Annotated in this window: 12 protein-coding genes; 2 read left to right on the top strand and 10 right to left on the bottom strand. The window is 65.9% G+C overall.

The features are described from left to right. Positions 1-2,067, bottom strand: coding sequence for a carbon starvation CstA family protein (locus tag N7422_RS15120; RefSeq protein WP_279807290.1), 2,067 nt, complete (start codon positions 2,065-2,067; stop codon positions 1-3). A 164-nt stretch (positions 2,068-2,231) separates the two neighbouring features. Here N7422_RS15120 and N7422_RS15115 point away from each other — a divergent pair, with 164 nt between their 5' ends. Together N7422_RS15115 and N7422_RS15110 are read left to right on the top strand one after the other, a co-directional pair. Then, the gene (locus N7422_RS15115) at positions 2,232-2,600 is read left to right on the top strand and encodes a PilZ domain-containing protein (protein ID WP_279807289.1); all 369 of its coding nucleotides are present in this window, start codon (positions 2,232-2,234) and stop codon (positions 2,598-2,600) included. A 260-nt stretch (positions 2,601-2,860) separates the two neighbouring features. Beyond that, positions 2,861-4,378 (top strand): nucleobase:cation symporter-2 family protein, encoded by a 1,518-nt coding sequence (locus tag N7422_RS15110; RefSeq protein ID WP_279807288.1) that lies wholly within the window; start codon positions 2,861-2,863, stop codon positions 4,376-4,378. A gap of 125 nt (positions 4,379-4,503) precedes the next feature. On the opposite strand, the gene N7422_RS15105 is transcribed toward N7422_RS15110, so the two are convergent. The 9 genes from N7422_RS15105 to radA all read right to left on the bottom strand — a co-directional run bounded on the left by N7422_RS15105 (position 4,504) and on the right by radA (position 16,312). Next, positions 4,504-5,832, bottom strand: a complete 1,329-nt coding sequence (locus tag N7422_RS15105) for a TolC family outer membrane protein (protein WP_279807287.1) — start codon at positions 5,830-5,832, stop codon at positions 4,504-4,506. A gap of 5 nt (positions 5,833-5,837) precedes the next feature. Further along, positions 5,838-7,184 carry an HlyD family type I secretion periplasmic adaptor subunit gene (locus N7422_RS15100; protein WP_279807286.1) on the bottom strand — a complete coding sequence of 449 codons (1,347 nt, stop codon included), beginning with the start codon at positions 7,182-7,184 and terminating at the stop codon, positions 5,838-5,840. A gap of 2 nt (positions 7,185-7,186) precedes the next feature. Next, positions 7,187-8,920, bottom strand: coding sequence for a type I secretion system permease/ATPase (locus N7422_RS15095; protein ID WP_279807363.1), 1,734 nt, complete (start codon positions 8,918-8,920; stop codon positions 7,187-7,189). 179 nt (positions 8,921-9,099) lie between these two features. Further along, positions 9,100-9,696, bottom strand: coding sequence for a heme acquisition protein HasA (locus N7422_RS15090; RefSeq protein WP_279807285.1), 597 nt, complete (start codon positions 9,694-9,696; stop codon positions 9,100-9,102). Positions 9,697-9,745: 49 nt separating this feature from the next. After that, on the bottom strand, positions 9,746-10,357 hold the full coding sequence (locus N7422_RS15085; protein WP_279807283.1) for a heme acquisition protein HasA: 612 nt from the start codon (positions 10,355-10,357) through the stop codon (positions 9,746-9,748). Positions 10,358-10,439: 82 nt separating this feature from the next. Further along, positions 10,440-13,106 (bottom strand): TonB-dependent hemoglobin/transferrin/lactoferrin family receptor, encoded by a 2,667-nt coding sequence (locus N7422_RS15080; RefSeq protein WP_279807362.1) that lies wholly within the window; start codon positions 13,104-13,106, stop codon positions 10,440-10,442. A gap of 204 nt (positions 13,107-13,310) precedes the next feature. Further along, positions 13,311-14,300, bottom strand: a complete 990-nt coding sequence (locus N7422_RS15075) for a FecR family protein (RefSeq protein WP_279807282.1) — start codon at positions 14,298-14,300, stop codon at positions 13,311-13,313. Between the two features lie 68 nt (positions 14,301-14,368). Further along, positions 14,369-14,872 (bottom strand): RNA polymerase sigma factor, encoded by a 504-nt coding sequence (locus tag N7422_RS15070; protein WP_279807281.1) that lies wholly within the window; start codon positions 14,870-14,872, stop codon positions 14,369-14,371. Between the two features lie 72 nt (positions 14,873-14,944). Next, complete coding sequence (gene radA, locus N7422_RS15065; RefSeq protein WP_279807280.1) at positions 14,945-16,312, bottom strand: DNA repair protein RadA; 1,368 nt, start codon at positions 16,310-16,312, stop codon at positions 14,945-14,947. Positions 16,313-16,449: the final 137 nt, after the last annotated feature.

Genomic DNA, 16,449 nt, shown 5'->3' with positions numbered 1-16,449 from the left:
TCAAGCGTCAGGCAGAGCCTGGAACGGGGTTTCCTTGTCGGTGCGTTCCTTGCGGCCCAGGGCGGCGAGGCCGACCTTGACGGCGAAGAACAGCACGCTGAACACCACCACCAGGAACAGCACGGTCAGACCGGCGTTGGTGTAGGCGTTGAAGATCACATGCTGCATCTGGCCGATGTCCTTGGCCGGGGCCAGCACCTGACCGGCGTCCAGCGCGGCGCTGTACTTCTTGGCCAGGGCCAGGAAGCCCACCGCCGGGTTCGGGTCGAACAGCTTGATCAGGCCTGCGGTGGTGGTGCAGATCAGCAGCCACACGGCGGGCAGCAGGGTGACCCAGACGTAGCGCTGGCGCTTCATCTTGATCAGCACCACGGTGCCGAGCATCAAGGCGATACCGGCCAGCATCTGGTTGGAGATGCCGAACAGCGGCCACAAGGTGTTGATACCACCCAGCGGGTCGATCACGCCCTGATACAGCAGGTAGCCCCACAGCGCCACGCAGCCGGCGGTGCCGATCAGGTTGGCGGTCCACGACTCGGTGCGTTTCAGGGCCGGCACGAAGCTGCCCAGCAGGTCTTGGAGCATGAAGCGACCGGCACGGGTACCGGCGTCCACCGCGGTGAGGATGAACAGCGCCTCGAACAGAATCGCGAAGTGGTACCAGAACGCCATGGTGTTCTCGCCCGGCAGCACCTGGTGGAGGATCTGCGCGATACCGACCGCCAACGTCGGCGCACCGCCGGCACGGGCCAGGATGGTGTGCTCGCCGATGTCACGGGCGGTGGCCTCGAGCTGCTCGGGGGTGATCGTGAAGCCCCAGCTGCTGACCGTCTGCGCCACCGAGACGACGTCGGAACCGACCACTGCCGCCGGGCTGTTCATGGCGAAGTACACGCCTGGCTCGATCACCGAGGCGGCGACCATGGCCATGATGGCGACGAACGACTCCATCAGCATGCCACCGTAGCCGATGTAGCGAGCGTTGGTTTCGTTGTCCAGCAGCTTGGGCGTGGTCCCCGAGGAGATCAGCGCGTGGAAGCCGGACACCGCGCCGCAGGCGATGGTGATGAACAGGAACGGGAACAGGGTGCCCTTCCACACTGGACCGGTGCCGTCGGTGAACTGGGTCAGCGCCGGCATCTTCAGCTCAGGCGCGATGACCAGGATACCGATGGCCAAGCCGACGATGGTGCCGATCTTGAGGAAGGTCGACAGGTAGTCGCGCGGCGCCAGCACCAGCCACACCGGCAGCACGGCGGCGACGAAACCGTAGCCCACGAGCATCCAGGTGATCTGCACGCCGGTGAAGGTGAACGCCGGGCCCCAGACCGGATCCGCGGCGATCTGTCCGCCGAGCCAGATCGACAGCAGCAGCAGGACCACGCCGATGATCGAGATCTCGCCAATGCGGCCCGGGCGGATGTAGCGCATGTAGATGCCCATGAACATCGCGATCGGGATGGTCGCCATCACCGTGAACATGCCCCACGGGCTCTCGGCCAGGGCCTTGACCACGATCAGCGCCAGCACCGCGAGGATGATGATCATGATCAGGAAGCAGCCGAACAGGGCGATGGTGCCGGGAATGCGGCCCATCTCCTCGCGCACCATGTCGCCCAGCGAACGGCCGTTGCGGCGGGTGGAGAGGAACAGGACCATGAAGTCCTGCACCGCGCCGGCCAGCACCACGCCGGCGATCAGCCACAGCGTGCCAGGCAGGTAGCCCATCTGCGCCGCGAGCACCGGGCCCACGAGAGGACCCGCGCCGGCGATGGCGGCGAAGTGGTGGCCGAAGAGGATGTGCTTGTTGGTCGGGACGTAGTCCAGACCGTCGTTGTTGAGCACCGCGGGCGTGGCCCGGCGGGGGTCGAGCTGCATCACCTTGGTGGCGATGAACAGGCTGTAGTAACGGTAGGCAACCAGGTAGATGGCCACTGCCGCGACCACGATCCACAAGGCGTTGATCGCCTCACCGCGACGCAGGGCGACCACACCCAGCGCGCAGGCTCCTATGACTGCCAGCGCCAGCCACGGAATGTGGCGTAGCAGGCTATTATTGTTGTTCATGGTTTACTTCCAGCTGGTGGATTGGAAAGACCGCCCATCGAGTCTAGGGCCAGTCATCGCGCATTGCCACACTTGCTTTGGTCTAGAGCCTCTGCGGCCAGATTGCGGTACCTGATGCACATACCAAACTAACTGTAGTCAGGATGTCACCCGGAGAACCCGCCATGAGCGATCACGACGAACGCCGCCGTTTCCAGCGCATCGCCTTCGATGCCCCCACAGAACTGCGCCAGGGCGAGCGCCGCTGGCCAGTCAAGCTGCTCGATGTATCGCTCAAGGGCTTGCTGGTCCAACGCCCCGTCCCGTGGGACGCCGACCTGAGCCAGGACTTCGAAGCGGTCATCCACCTCAACGACAAGGTCAGCAAGGTGAAGATGCAGGTCGAGTTGCGCCACGAAGAGTCCACACGGCTGGGCTTCATCTGCCTCTACATCGATGTCGATTCGATGACTCACCTGCACCGTTTGGTGGAACTGAACGTGGGTGACAGCACCGAAATGATGCGCGAGCTGCGCGAACTCATCGAAGATTGATATCTCTTAGCCTGCTAACGAACTGGCCGTGACGGCTTTCCTGTCTGGCCAGACAGCTTTCCCCTGTTTTATCCCCCTCTTGTACACATCCCTCTAGAACAGCCTCCGACACGTTGGAACGCAACGTGCATCAGGGTTCCGCGCACCCTGGGTACACCCTTGCCGACGCTACGATCAAAACTTTGTATACAATTTTTGTGGCAATGTTTTGTGAGACTTGTCTACAGTAGCGCCACAACAATAAACAGAGAGCCTGCTCCATGACCACGTCCCCCAGCACGTCTCCCGCCCCGCGCCCCGAGGACGAGAACCTCGGCCTCGGCGCCAACCTGGCCTACGGGCTGCAGCATGTCCTGACCATGTATGGAGGGATCGTCGCCGTCCCCCTGATTCTCGGCCAGGCCGCTGGCCTGGCACCGGCGGAGATCGGCCTGCTGATCGCCGCCTCGCTGTTCGCGGGGGGCCTGGCGACCTTGCTGCAGACCCTCGGCCTGCCGTTCTTCGGTTGTCAGCTGCCATTGGTACAGGGCGTGTCGTTCGCCGGCGTGGCGACCATGGGCGCGATCATCAGCAGTGAAGGCGGCGGCGGCCTGCAGGGCGTGCTGGGCGCGGTCATGGCGGCGTCGCTGATCGGTTTCCTGATCACCCCAGTGTTCTCGCGCATCACCAAGTTCTTCCCGCCGCTGGTGACCGGCATCGTCATCACCACTATCGGCCTGACCCTGATGCCGGTCGCCGCGCGTTGGGTGATGGGCGGCAACAGCGCCTCGCCGGAGTTCGGCAGCGTGGCCAACATCGGCCTGGCGGGCCTGACCTTCGCCATCGTCCTGCTGCTGAGCAAGCTGGGCAACGCGACCATCTCGCGCCTGTCGATCCTGCTCGCCATGGTGGTCGGCACCCTGATCGCCTGGTCGCTGGGCATGGCCGACTTCAGCAAGGTCACCGAAGGCCCGATGCTCGCCTTCCCCACGCCGTTCCACTTCGGCATGCCGACCTTCCACATCGCCGCGATCCTGTCGATGTGCATCGTGATCATGGTGACCCTGGTGGAAACCTCGGCGGATATCCTCGCGGTGGGCGAAATCATCGATACCAAGGTCGACTCCAAGCGCTTGGGCAACGGCCTGCGCGCCGACATGGCGTCGAGCATCCTGGCCCCGGTATTCGGCTCGTTCACCCAGAGCGCCTTCGCCCAGAACGTCGGCCTGGTGGCCGTGACCGGCGTGAAGAGCCGCTACGTGGTGGCCACCGGCGGGGTGATCCTGGTGGTACTGGGCCTGCTGCCGGTCATGGGCCGGGTCATCGCCGCGGTACCGACGCCGGTGCTGGGCGGCGCGGGCATCGTGCTGTTCGGCACCGTGGCCGCCAGCGGCATCCGCACCCTGTCCAAGGTCAGCTACAAGAACAACGTCAACCTGATCATCGTTGCCGCCTCGCTGGGCTTCGGCATGATCCCGATCGCGGCGCCGACCTTCTACCACAACTTCCCGAACTGGTTCGAAACCATCTTCCACTCCGGCATCAGCTCGGCGGCGATCATGGCCATCCTGCTGAACCTGATCTTCAACCACTTCACCACCGGCAACTCGGAGAACCAATCGGTGTTCGCCGCAGCCTACGAACGCACCATCCAGTACTCGGACATCTCGGCCCTGCGTGATGGCGACTACTTCAAGGATGGCAAGCTGTTCGACGCCGACGGCAACGAGGTGCCCGTGCTGGAACTGGACGAGCACGGCAACGAGGCGCCCAGGCGCAAGGCGGTTGCCGAACACTGATCGCTGACCAGGACGGTCAACGAGGGGGAGCCGACGCGCATCGTCGGCTCCCTTTTTTCATCATGAGCAGGTACGGGCCCCACGACCGGGCAGCATCGCGAGGCAAGCCCGCTCCCACAGTCGCCCTAGCCGTGCGCCGCGAAATACCGGTTCAAGACATTCAAGTCACCGGCCTCCAGCACCCCCGCCAGATAGCGCAACTGCAACCAAGCCCGCAGGTACTCATGGCGGGCCTGAGCCAGGTCGCGCCGGGCGCCGAACAGCTGCTGCTCGGCATCCAGCACATCGAGGTTGACCCGTTCCCCACCCTGCACGCTCTTGCGCGTGGCCTGCACCAGCGCCGAGGCCGCCTTGACGGCCAGGTCATAGGCGCGGATCTTCGCCGTGCCGCTGGCGCACAGGTTGAACTGCCGACGCAGCTGGTTGACCGTGTCGCGCAGCTGCGCATCCAATTCGAAACCGGCGGCGTCGCGCTGGGCCCGGGCCTGGCGCACCGACGCCGACACACCGCCACCGGCAAACAGCGGCACGCTCAGTTGCACGCCGATGCTGTCGGTGTCGTAACGCTGGTTGTAGCTGCTCTCGGAGCTGGAACTGGAAATGCCTTTGCTGGCATAGGCGCTCAGCGAAGGCAGATGCCCGGCGCGCTGGCGTTCGATGTTCTGCTCGGCGACTTCGAGCCCATGGCGCTGGCTGGCCAGCTCGGCGTTATGGGCAACGGCCAGCTCGCGCCAGGGTTCGAAGCGCGCGGGGGTCAGCGGCTGGACGCGGAAGTCGCCGGTCATCGGCGCAAGGTCCTCGACCGCCACGGGCTCGCCGATGATCGCCTGCAAGGCGCGCAGCGCGGCATCGAGGTTGTCGCCGGCCTCGATCTCCTGGGCCTGGGCCAACTCGTAACGGGCGCGGGTCTCCAGCACATCGGTGCGGGTGCCTTCGCCGCCCTTGAGCAGGCGCTCGTTGAGGGTCAACTGCTCGGCGTAGGTACGCCGCTGAGCCTGGGCCAGGGCAATCTGCTCGTTGGCGAACAGCGCTTCGCTGTAGGCGCCGAACAGACGCACCATCAACTCCTGACCACGGCCACGATAGCGTTCATCGGCCAGCGCGGCCTGGGCCACGCCACGGCGGTAGTCGCTCCAGGCGGCGTAGTCGAACAGCGGTTGCTCGAGGGTCAGGGTCGAGCTGTAGCTGCGGTAGTCGCGCTGGGTGGTCACGTCGCCGAACTGGCTGCGCTGGGTCACCTGCGAATCATTGCGGGCGCGGTTGTAGCGGTACGACAACCGGGGCAACAGGCCGGCACGACCGATCGCCAGGTTCTCCAGCCCGGCCGCACGCTCGGCGATGGAGCCTTGCCAGGTCGGATCGTTGCGCAGCGCCAGGGCATAGGCGTCCCCCAGGTCCAGGGCCTGAACGGGGAAGCTCAGGCCCAGCAGCAATGTGGGCAGCAGCAGTCGCATCGACATCATTCCTCCGCCAGGGCGACATGCACCCGGTCCAGCAGCGGCTTGAACAGGTAGTTGAGCAACGATCGCTCGCCCGTACGCACGAAGGCCTCGACTGGCATGCCTGGGCGAATGTCGAGACCGGCCAGCTGTCGCTGCCCGTCTTCGCTGACCTTGATACGGACCTGGTAATAAGGCTGCTGGGTCTTGTCGTCGAGCAGACGGTCGGCCGACACCAGCGTCACCTCGCCCGGCACCCGTGGCGTGGTGCTCTGGTTGAAGGCGGCGAACAGCAGCTCGACCGGCAATCCGGGCTTGAGCCGGTCGACGAGTTCGACGGAAGCACGGGCGTCGACCAACAGCGGCGCATCGCTGGGCACGATCTCCATCAATTGCTGGCCACGCGCGATCACGCCACCATTGGTGAACACGCTCAGGCCCACCACGGTGCCGCTCACCGGCGCGCGCACCTGGGTATGGGCCAGTTCGAAGCCGGCGCTGCGCAGGCGGTTGTCCAGGTCTTCGGCGCTGGCCTGCAGTTCGCTCAACTGCTGGCGCACGTCGTTCTGGAACTCCTGGCGGCGCTGGCCGACGCGCAGCTTCAGCTCCTGCACCTGGCGCCGGGTGCGGCCGATCGAACCCATGTCCTCGGCGATGGAGCCGTTGACCTGGGCCAGCAGACGCTCGCTGTCGAGCAGCCGATTGCGCGGAATGTAGCCGTCACGGGCCAGCTCGCGCAGGCCGGCGAGCTGCTCATCGAGGGCACCACGCTGGGCCTGCTTGCTGGCCAACGAACCCTGCAACCCCAGCAACGAGGCCTCGGCGCCGGCGATGCTCTCGCCCAGGCCATCCAGCTCCATGCGCAAGGCTTGTCGGCGGCTCGTCAGCAATTGCCGCTGCGCCTCCAGCGCCGTGGCCACCCAAGTTGTCGCAGCCTGCTCACGCAATGCCGCGGGGAAGTCGATCACTGACTTGCCATCACGTTCGGCGAGCAATCGCGCCTCCCCGGCCCGAGCATTGACGTACTGCACCTGAAGCGATCCCTGCTGCGCCTCGGCCTGGGTGGCGTCCATGCGCAGCAACACCTGCCCGGCGCGGACCTGGTCGCCATCACGCACCAGCAGCTGCTCGATCACCCCGCCGGTGGGGTGCTGCACGGCCTGACGGCTGCCGGCCACCACAACGTTGCCGCTGACCGGCACGCCCTTGTCCAGTGGCGCCAGCGCGCCCCACAGCAGAAAGCCGCCAAGACCGGCGACCACCAGCCATCGCCCTGCCCGTGCCGGCCCTCTGGCGTCATCGCGCAACGGGTGGATGTTCTGCGCCTGGCTGGCGGCCCCTGGAGAAAACAACGGATGCACGCTCATGCTCAGGTTCTCTGACTGCCTTGGTTGAAGCTGTAGGTGACACCGCCACGCCCTGCAGGTGGTGCCGCGGCGGCGCGGCTCGTGCCTTGCAGCACCCGCGCGGTCGGCCCGAAGTTCTGCATCTGGCCGCCCTGCAGCACCAGCAGCTTGTCCAGGCCAACCAGCAAACTGGACTTGTGGCTGATCATCACCACCGTGCGCGCTTGCGCCTTGAGTTCGGCGAGCGCGGCCAGCAAGGCCCGCTCCCCGGCCTCGTCGAGGTTCGAATTGGGCTCATCGAGCACCACGAGTGCAGGCAGCCCGTAAAGCGCCCGCGCCAGCCCGATGCGCTGGCGCTGCCCGCCCGAAAGGCCGGCGCCGCCCTCGCCCAGCAGCGTGTCGTAGCCCTGGGGCAGCTTGAGGATCAGCTCGTGCACACCAGCCAGCTGCGCCGCCGCCACTACCTGGTCGGCGTCCACCGGGCCAAGGCGGGCGATGTTCTCGGCAATGCTGCCGGCGAACAGCTGGACATCCTGGGGCAGGTAGCCGATATGCCGGCCCAGCAGCTCGCGATCCCACTGGGCCAGCGCCGCGCCATCCAGGCAGACCTTGCCGGTCGCCGGACTGGCCGCGCCCACCAGCAAGCGGGCCAGGGTGGTCTTGCCGGAACCGGAAGTCCCGATCAACCCCAACGACTCTCCGGCCGCCAGTTCGAAACCGATACCGCTGAGGCACGGCCGCTGCCCGCCCGGCACCAGCGCCACCAACTGCTCGACCCGCACATGCCCCTTGGGCGGCGGCAGCGGCATGCCTCGCGCCTGCGGCGGGTAGGCCCGCAACAAGGCATCCAGGCGTTCGTAGGACTGGCGTGCGCTGCCCCACTGGCGCCATACGGCGATCAGTTGGTCGATCGGCGCCAGCACCCGGGCCATGAGAATCGATCCGGCGATCATCATGCCCGGCGTGATGAGGTGCTCCAGCGCCAGCCAGGCGCCCAGCCCCAGCACCAGCGACTGCAGGGCCAGGCGCACCACTTTGGACAGTGCGGTAACAGCCGCGGTGCGCTCGCTGCCCAGGTTCTGCAGGGCCAGAAAACCCTGTTGCAACAGGCTCCAGCGCTGACGCACGGCGTCGAGCATGCCCATGGCGGCGATGGCCTCGGCATTGCGCAGGTTGCCCGCCGCCTGTTGTCCGGCCTGGTGCGACAAGCGCCCGGCCTCGGCGAACGGGGCCTGGGTCAGGCGTTCGTTGAGCCAGGCCAGTGCGCCCAGCAACACCGCGCCGACCAGCGCCAGCAGGCCGAGCCATGGGCTGAACAGGAAGATCACCAGCAGGTAGAGCGGGAACCAGGGCGCATCGAAGAAGGCGAACAGCGCCTGGCCGGTGGCGAACTGACGCAGGCCGGTCAGGTCGCCCAAGGCTTGCTGGGCGCCATCGCGGTGGCCGGCCAGGCTGGCCTGGCTGGCGGCTTCGAACACCCGGGGCGCCAGGGCAAGGTCCAGGCGCGTGCCCAGGCGGATGACCACCTGGCTGCGCAGCCATTCCAGCGCCCCCATGAAGGCGAACAGGCCCAGCACCATCAGGCTGAGCATCAACAAGGTCATCTCGTTGCCCGACGACAGCACCCGGTCGTACACCTGCAGCATGTACAGTGCCGGCGCCAGCATCAGCAGGTTGATCACGGCGCTGAACAGGGCGACGTTGCCCAGGCCGCCACGGCAGTCCAGCAAGGCCTGCCACAATTCACCAGCGGCCATGTTGCGGTTGGTCTTCATCGATGATCCCGCAGAGTGGACGGCGCCCCCATTGACCGACGGGGCACCGCCTCGCAAAATTCGGTGTCGCCACACCCGAGCCCGGCCAGGACAGCGGATGTGGCGACGAGTGGACAGCGATTGGAGGAGTGATCTTCCAATCGCTTTTTTGTCCCCGGCTGTCAGGCGGCCAGGGCGACCTCTTCCAGGGCGACCGGCACACCTACGGCCTGCGCGGTGGCCGCAGCGTGAGGGCCTGCGGCAAGCGCCAGCCCCACGGCCTCGAAGGTGTCGTCGGTGGACACGCCGTAATCGGCCAGAAGCCGATCCAGCACGACCTCCAACGCGCTCGTGTCCCCGCGCAGCAAGCCTTCGGCTACCTGGTGGACCTGATTGTCCGCCACTGCCGATTGCGCTGCCGCGCCCAGGTCCAGACCAGCGAAACGCACCCCATAGTCCATGAAGGTCAATGGCGAGCCGCCACCACCGGTCACGGTGGCTCCCAGTGTCACGCTGTCCAGCTGCCCATAGGCGAGAAACGCTTCGGGCGTGGAGAACGAGAACAGCGTTCCCTGGCCTTCGCCGTGCAGCACAACGCCATACTCGCTACCCGGATTACCGTGGGCGAACCAGGTGGTGCCGGCGCCGGCACCACTGACATACGCGGGGATACTGATGCCGCCGTTGCCCTGCGGATCGAAGCCCTGGCGCCAGAACGCCAGGTAGTCGTCCAGGGTCGCGGGGGCGAAATACGACTCGAAACTGATCGTCAGGCTCATGGCATCTCCTGTTCAAAGCCTGGTGGAACGGACACGCTGACGGTCATGCTCAGGCAGCCAGCGCCAGGTCTTCCGGCAGTGCCTGCACGCCCACGGCCGCGGCAGCGTTGACTGGGCCTGCGGCCAGGTGCGCGGCGACGCTTTCGAAGGTGTCGTTGGTCGAAGTGCCGTAGGCGGCCAGCAGGGTGTCCAGGGCGCTCTCCAGGGCGCTGGTGTTGCCCTGCATCAGGCCGTAGATCACGCTCTGCACTTCGTTGCCGGCACGGCCAGCGCCCAGCGCGGCATCCAGGTCCAGGCCATTGAAGCTGACCACGTAGTTGCTCAGGCTGAAGTCGCTGCCACTGCCGCCACCGAGCACTTCGCCCAGGGAGACGTTGTCCAGCGAACCCCACAGGTAGTGGTTGAGGTTGTCGCCCGGAGCCTTGGAGGGATCGAACACGTAGTGCAGGCCATTGGCGGTGTTGCTGTCGGCGATGAACGCGTAGTCCGAGCCTTGGGCGCCGTGGGTGGCGTACTGGTCGCCATTGAAGGTGCCGTTGCTGAAGCCGCCGGTGTTGCTGTAGCCGTGGCCGGCGGTAACGAAGCCGGCGGTCCAGAAGGCCAGGTAGTCGTCGATGGTGGATCCGGCGAAGGCGGCGTCGTAGGTAACGGAAAGAGTCATTGACGGTTCCTCGATGTTGCACAGTTAAGACGAAGGCGCGATGGCGGCCTTCGTGTCGCCCGGAATGGGCAAACCCGGTTTTTCAGAAGCGGTACTCGAGCATCCCGGAAAGGGTGCGGCCACGAGCCAGCGACAGGTTGTTGCCATCGCCCATGGCGACGAAGTAAGCCTCGTCGGTGGCGTTCTCCAGCGACAACGCGATGTTGAGCTGCGGGGTCATCCAGTAGCTGGCGTAGAGGTCGTAGACCAGGTACTTGGGCCACAGGGCCTGGTCGATCTGGCTATAGGTGTGGGTGTTGAGGTTTTCACCATTGCCCTCGCTGTAGCGGGCCCGCATGCCCACGTCGAGGGTGCGCTCGAGAAAGCGCATGCCCAGGGTCAAGGCACCACGGTCGGCCGGCATGTAGGCGGCATTGCCCATGATCTCGCCACAGCTGGTGACGGCGTTCTGGTCATCCGCCCACTCGGCGCGGGATACCCGCACCGGCAGCATGATGATCCGACTGCCCACCTGCACCGGGCGCATCACCGTGCCGGCATTGACCAGGCGCTGGGCGCCGCCGAGGTAGTACTGCTTGGAGCAGAAGTCGTTGCTGCCGATCATGTGGGTGTAGCTGAGCTGGCCGTAGTAGGCGCCAGCGTCATAGTCCAGGCTGTACTCGACGCCACGAAAGCGCGTGCTCCTGAGGTTGTTCTCGTAGACCGAGCGACCCAGGGAGATGCCGCTGATGCTCGATCCCGGCAGGGTGGCGTTGATATCGAGGAACGAGAAGTTGTCGATGCGCGTATCGAAGTAGGCGACCTTGGCGGCGAAGCGGTCGCCGTCGCGAAACAGCGATTCGCGAAAGACATTCACCCCCAACTCCCAGTTGTGCGACTCCTCGGCCTTGAGGAAGGGGTTGGGATAGACCATCTCGGAACCTCCGCCATGGGGGCGGCCGGTCATGAACGCCTCGGTGACCTGTGGCGGGCGCCAGCCTCGGCCCCAGCGGGTGTACACCTGCAGCCACTCGGGGCCGGGCTTGACGGCGATGCCGAAGGTCGGCGAGAAGCGCCCTTCCTCGCGGTCCACATCGAACAGCATATGGGTCTGCTGACGGCGCAGGTTGGGCTCGGTGACGCCCATCGGGTACATCCAGGTGGTCACCCCGGTGTCGCCGGTCAGGCGAAAACGGTCGTAGCGCAGGCCGGCGTCGATCGTCAGCCAGTCGCCATGGTCGTAGCGCAGGTTGCCGAACAGGCTGGCCATGATCCGTTTGCCCTTGGGCGTCAGCCCTTCGACATAGGGCAGCGCGTCGATCTCGTTGGGTGCGGCGACGCGATTGGTGCTGGGGCGGAAGGTGTCCTGGAATGCCTCGCTGCCGTAGTTGAAGGCCAGCGCGCCGGCGCCGCCCACCTGCCAGCGCGAGGTATTCTCCAGCTGCAGGCCCCAGGTATCGGTCTGGTAGCGGTCGGTGTAGGCCTCGACGTGGTTGCCCGTTTGCAGCGACGACATGTTGTCGGCGTTCCAGCGGTCCTGGCGGGTGGTGACGTAGTACAGCTTGGCCTTGAAATCGACCAGGTCGTTGTCAGGTTTGTAGCTGTAGTCCAACGCTGCGTTCTTGGCGTTGATGTCGTTGGTGCTGGTGACCCGGTAGTAATAGCGGTTGCTCACCGAGTCGCTGTAGGTCCAGGCATCCTTGCTGTCGGTGTCGGTTTCGAAGTAGCTGAACTGCAGGCGCTGATCGTCGGCGAAATTCAGGCCCAGCTTGAACAGCTGCGAGCGGGTCACGCTGTCCATGGCACCGACTTCACCGTTGAGCCAGCCCTTCCAGGCCTCCCGATTGTCCAGCTTGCCGCGGATCTGGGTGCCCAGGTTGTCGGCGTTCTGCGTGCCGCTGCGATAGTCGCCGTAGTGCCGTTCGCTGTGGCCGACCAGGACGTCGCCGATCTCGTTGCCGGCGGCGAACAGGGCGCTGCCGTTGAAGTAGGTGCCATTGCCCAGCTCGCCGATGCCATGTCCGGCACGCAGGCGGCCGCCGACCTCCTTGCCCGGGCCGAGCAGGTCGCTGGCCTGGATGGTGTTGAAGCTGGCGATGCCACCGATCACCCCGGCGCCGCCCATGCCCGCCGATGTGCCCTTGTCGATCTCGATGCCCTGCACGAACTCAGGGTCGATGAACATCACGCCGTTGCGCTGCTGGTGGCCGTTGACGTTGAAGTTCTGGCGCATGCCATCGATGTTCATGTTGACCCGGCCGTAATCCTGCACGCCGCGAATGTTCACCGACAGGCCGGGGTCACGCTGGTTGACTGCGGTGTAGACCCCGGCGGTCTGTTCGAGCATGTCGGCGGCATGCCGTGGTGGGCGCTGGTCGATCTGCTCGCGAGTGATCACGCTGACCGATCGCGGGGTCTGGTACACCCAGTCGCCATCGCGCTGCGAATCGACATGGGTCGCGCCCAGCTCCAGCGCCTCGTCGCCCTGGGTCACGCGCTCCAGGCCAACCTGCCCGGCGGCGCTGAAGTGGTAGCGCACCGGCGTGCCGCGCAGCAACTGGCGCAAACCCTCATCGGGCGGGTAGCTGCCCTGCAGCCCTTCGCTGCGCAGACCAGCCAGCTTGCGGCTGTCGAAGAACACCTGCACACCTGACTGCTCGGCATAGGCCAGCACGGCGCCGTCGAGCGACTGGGCCGGAATGTCGAAGCGGATCAGGTTGCGGCTGGCGGCGCCTTGCGCATCGGCGGCCTGTGCAATGCCGATCCCCATCGGCAGCGCACTGCTGCCCAGGGCCAGGCTGCCGGCCAGGGCGAGGTGGCCCAGAGGGCGCAGGGATTGTTGTAGTGGCGTGCTCACTGCGATTGCTCGTCCGTTGTTGGCGTTTTCTAGTAATGAAAATCAATCTCAACAATCAGACGAGCAGCGCGAAAAAAGTCAGTAAATAAAATTGAAAGTTTTTTGCCGAAAGCCTTTTCAGTAGAGCACGGCCAGGCCTGGAAGCTCGATCAGCCGGGCCTTGAGCTCATCGCCGAGGACATCCGGCGCGCTGCCAAGCTGGTCCAGGCGGAACACCCCGCTGACCTCGCGCCGAGCCAGTGCGTCATTGGCGATCACCAGCCGGCCCGCGCGGTAGCGATTGAGCCGCGCCACCACTTCGTCGAGCGGCTGGCGCTCGAACACCAGCACCCCGCGCTGCCAGTCCGTGGCTCGGCGCAGGTCACGGCCAGGCCATGGCCGCAAACCGGCTCGCTGGTCGTAACGCAGGCACTGGCCTTCTTCCAGCACTTGGCTGGCCTCGCCTTGCGCGGGCGCTACCTGCAACTCCACCGCGACGCGGTGCTCGAGCATACCCACCCAGCCGCCCTCACCCGCCTCACCGACCACGAAGCGCGTACCCAGGGCACGACTGGTGGCCCCGGCGTACTCGACCACGAACGGGCGCGCCTCCTGGGCCGTGACCGGCGCGGCGCTGAACACCGCCTCGCCCGAGAGCAGGCGCACGCGACGCTCATGCTCGTCGAAGGCAAGCTGGATGGCGCTACGGCTGTCCAGCTCGACCTGGCTACCGTCGGGCAATGTCACCTGACGTATTTCACCCGTGCCGGTGAGGTAGTCCGCGCGCCAGCCCAGCCAGGCCTGAGGGCCTTGCTCCAAGGCCAGGACCGCCAGCAACAGCACCGCCGCGCTGGCCACCGCCCGGCGCAAGCGCGGACGGCGGCGCGGCACGACTGTACCGTCCCGCGGTGACGCGGGGCGCAGCGGCGTGGCGGCTGGCAGGCTCGTCAGCTGCCCGAGGTCGGCCCAAGTGGCCTGGGCGAAGCCATAGGCCCGGGCATGCCGGGGATCGCTGGCGCACCACTGCTCCAGGGTCAGCTGCTGCGTCGGGCTGAGGGGGCCGGCCTGCTGCAGCACCACCCACTCGGCGGCCTGCTCGCGGATGGCTTGCTCGTTCTGGCTGCTCACACGGTTCTCTCGCGATCTGGTTATGTCTGGGCTGACGTCTGAAGTGGCATTTGTCAGTAAACCGTTGGTCATTCGGTTTCCTGCAGGCACTGCATCACATAGGCCAGGGCCTTGGCCAGATGCTTCTGCACGGAACTGTCGGAGATTCCCAGATGGCGTGCGACCTCGGCGTGGGTCATGCCCTCGAGACGGTTGAGCCGAAACACCTGGCGAGTCCGCTCGGGCAGCTCGCCGAGGATCGCCTGCAGACGGCGCAGGTGCTGCTCGCGCGCGGCCTGTTCGTCGAGCCCTGGGCGCTCTTCGACAATGCTTTCGAGGGCTTCATGGGGAACCAGGTCGGTCTTGCGTCGCTGCTGCTGGCGCACATGGTCGACCATCAGGTTGTGGGCGGTGCGATACAGGTAGGCCTGCGCGTTCTCGATCGGGGCCTGGCGCTGCTGCTCGGCCAGGCGCAGGAAGCTGTCCTGCACCAGATCGGCAGCCAGCTGCGGGTCGCGCACCTTGCGCGAGAGCAGGCCCTGAAGGTTTTTCGCGTGCTTTACGAACAGCCGCTTGAGGTCGAACTCCGCCACACGCTCTCCATGGGGTGGTCGCAAGGTGGCGGTATGCTACTGGTTATTGAGAATCACTTGCAAGAAGATGGCTTATTCGAACAACGCATCCAGCGCCTGTTCCAGACGGGTCACGGCGATCACCTGAAGGCCGGCGGGGGCTTCTTTCGGGGCGTTGCCCTTGGGCACGATCGCGCGCTTGAAGCCATGCTTGGCCGCTTCCTTCAGACGCTCCTGGCCACTGGGCACCGGGCGTACTTCGCCCGACAGGCCAATCTCGCCAAAGACCAGCAAGCCATGGGCCAGCGGACGGTTGCGCAGGCTCGACATCACCGCCGCCAGCAGCGCCAGGTCGGAGGCGGTCTCCAGCACCTTCACGCCACCGACCACGTTGAGGAACACGTCCTGGTCATGGGTGGGAATGCCGCCGTGGCGGTGCAGCACCGCCAGCAGCATGGCCAGACGGTTCTGGTCCAGACCCAGGGTAACGCGCCGCGGGTTGGCCAGGTGACTGTCATCGACCAGCGCCTGAACCTCCACCAGCATCGGTCGGGTCCCCTCCCACGTGGCCATGACCACGCTGCCGGGCACTTCCTCCTGGGCGCGGTTGAGGAAGATCGCCGAAGGATTGGAGACTTCCTTCAGACCACGGTCGGTCATGCCGAACACGCCCAGTTCGTTGACCGCGCCGAAGCGGTTCTTCACCGCCCGCAGCAGGCGCAGGCGACCATCGGACTCACCCTCGAAATACAGCACGGTGTCGACCATGTGCTCGAGCACCCGAGGACCGGCCAACGAGCCTTCCTTGGTGACGTGGCCGACCAGGAAGATCGCCGTGCCGCTCTGCTTGGCGTAGCGCACCAGCAAGGCGGTGCTCTCGCGCACCTGGGCCACGCCGCCTGGAGCCGACTGCAGCTGCTCGGTGAAGATGGTCTGGATCGAGTCGATCACCATCACCCGAGGCTTTTCCTGGCGCGCGGTGGCGATGATGGTCTCGATGCAGGTTTCGGTCATCACCTTGAGCTGGTCTTGGGGCAGGCCCAGGCGTCGCGAACGCATGGCCACCTGTTGCTGCGACTCTTCACCGGTGACGTAGAGCGCCGGCATCGCCGTGGCGATATTGCATAGCGTCTGCAGGAGGATGGTGGACTTGCCGATTCCCGGGTCACCACCGATCAGCACCACCGAGCCATCCACCAGGCCGCCACCGAGTACCCGGTCGAGCTCGGTGCTGCTGGTGGTGAAGCGCGGGATCTCCTCGACACTCACCTCGGCCAGGGTCTTGATCTGCGCCTGCTGCCCGGTCCAGCCGGCGCGCCCGCTCGGGGCCGCGGCGGCGCCGCTCTCGATCATGGTCTCGACCAGGGTGTTCCAGGCTCCGCAATCACCGCACTGGCCGGCCCATTTGGGAAAGGTCGCGCCGCACTCGGTGCAGCCATACAAGCGCTTGGCCTTGGCCATGGGCTGGGTCTCCTGGAAAAAACCGCCATCATAGCCGAACGTGGACGTGTCCCGGAGGCCTCGGGGAGCGACAAAACTATTCGCTCTAAACGCAGTCTGTAGCTGCGAACGTCACGCATGAAGCGTTTTAGTGGCTT

Source organism: Pseudomonas sp. GD04091, assembly GCF_029836165.1.
Taxonomy (GTDB): Bacteria; Pseudomonadota; Gammaproteobacteria; order Pseudomonadales; family Pseudomonadaceae; genus Aquipseudomonas.
This window is presented reverse-complemented; position numbering and strand designations above follow the sequence as displayed.

Excerpts from the sequence above, each read along its gene's own strand:
- N7422_RS15120 (WP_279807290.1), bottom strand. The coding sequence starts at position 2,067 with ATGAACAACAATAATAGCCTGCTACGCCACATTCCGTGGCTGGCGCTG.
- N7422_RS15115 (WP_279807289.1), top strand. The coding sequence starts at position 2,232 with ATGAGCGATCACGACGAACGCCGCCGTTTCCAGCGCATCGCCTTCGAT.
- N7422_RS15110 (WP_279807288.1), top strand. The coding sequence starts at position 2,861 with ATGACCACGTCCCCCAGCACGTCTCCCGCCCCGCGCCCCGAGGACGAG.
- N7422_RS15105 (WP_279807287.1), bottom strand. The coding sequence starts at position 5,832 with ATGCGACTGCTGCTGCCCACATTGCTGCTGGGCCTGAGCTTCCCCGTT.
- N7422_RS15100 (WP_279807286.1), bottom strand. The coding sequence starts at position 7,184 with ATGAGCGTGCATCCGTTGTTTTCTCCAGGGGCCGCCAGCCAGGCGCAG.
- N7422_RS15095 (WP_279807363.1), bottom strand. The coding sequence starts at position 8,920 with ATGGCCGCTGGTGAATTGTGGCAGGCCTTGCTGGACTGCCGTGGCGGC.
- N7422_RS15090 (WP_279807285.1), bottom strand. The coding sequence starts at position 9,696 with ATGAGCCTGACGATCAGTTTCGAGTCGTATTTCGCCCCCGCGACCCTG.
- N7422_RS15085 (WP_279807283.1), bottom strand. The coding sequence starts at position 10,357 with ATGACTCTTTCCGTTACCTACGACGCCGCCTTCGCCGGATCCACCATC.
- N7422_RS15080 (WP_279807362.1), bottom strand. The coding sequence starts at position 13,106 with ATGGGGATCGGCATTGCACAGGCCGCCGATGCGCAAGGCGCCGCCAGC.
- radA (WP_279807280.1), bottom strand. The coding sequence starts at position 16,312 with ATGGCCAAGGCCAAGCGCTTGTATGGCTGCACCGAGTGCGGCGCGACC.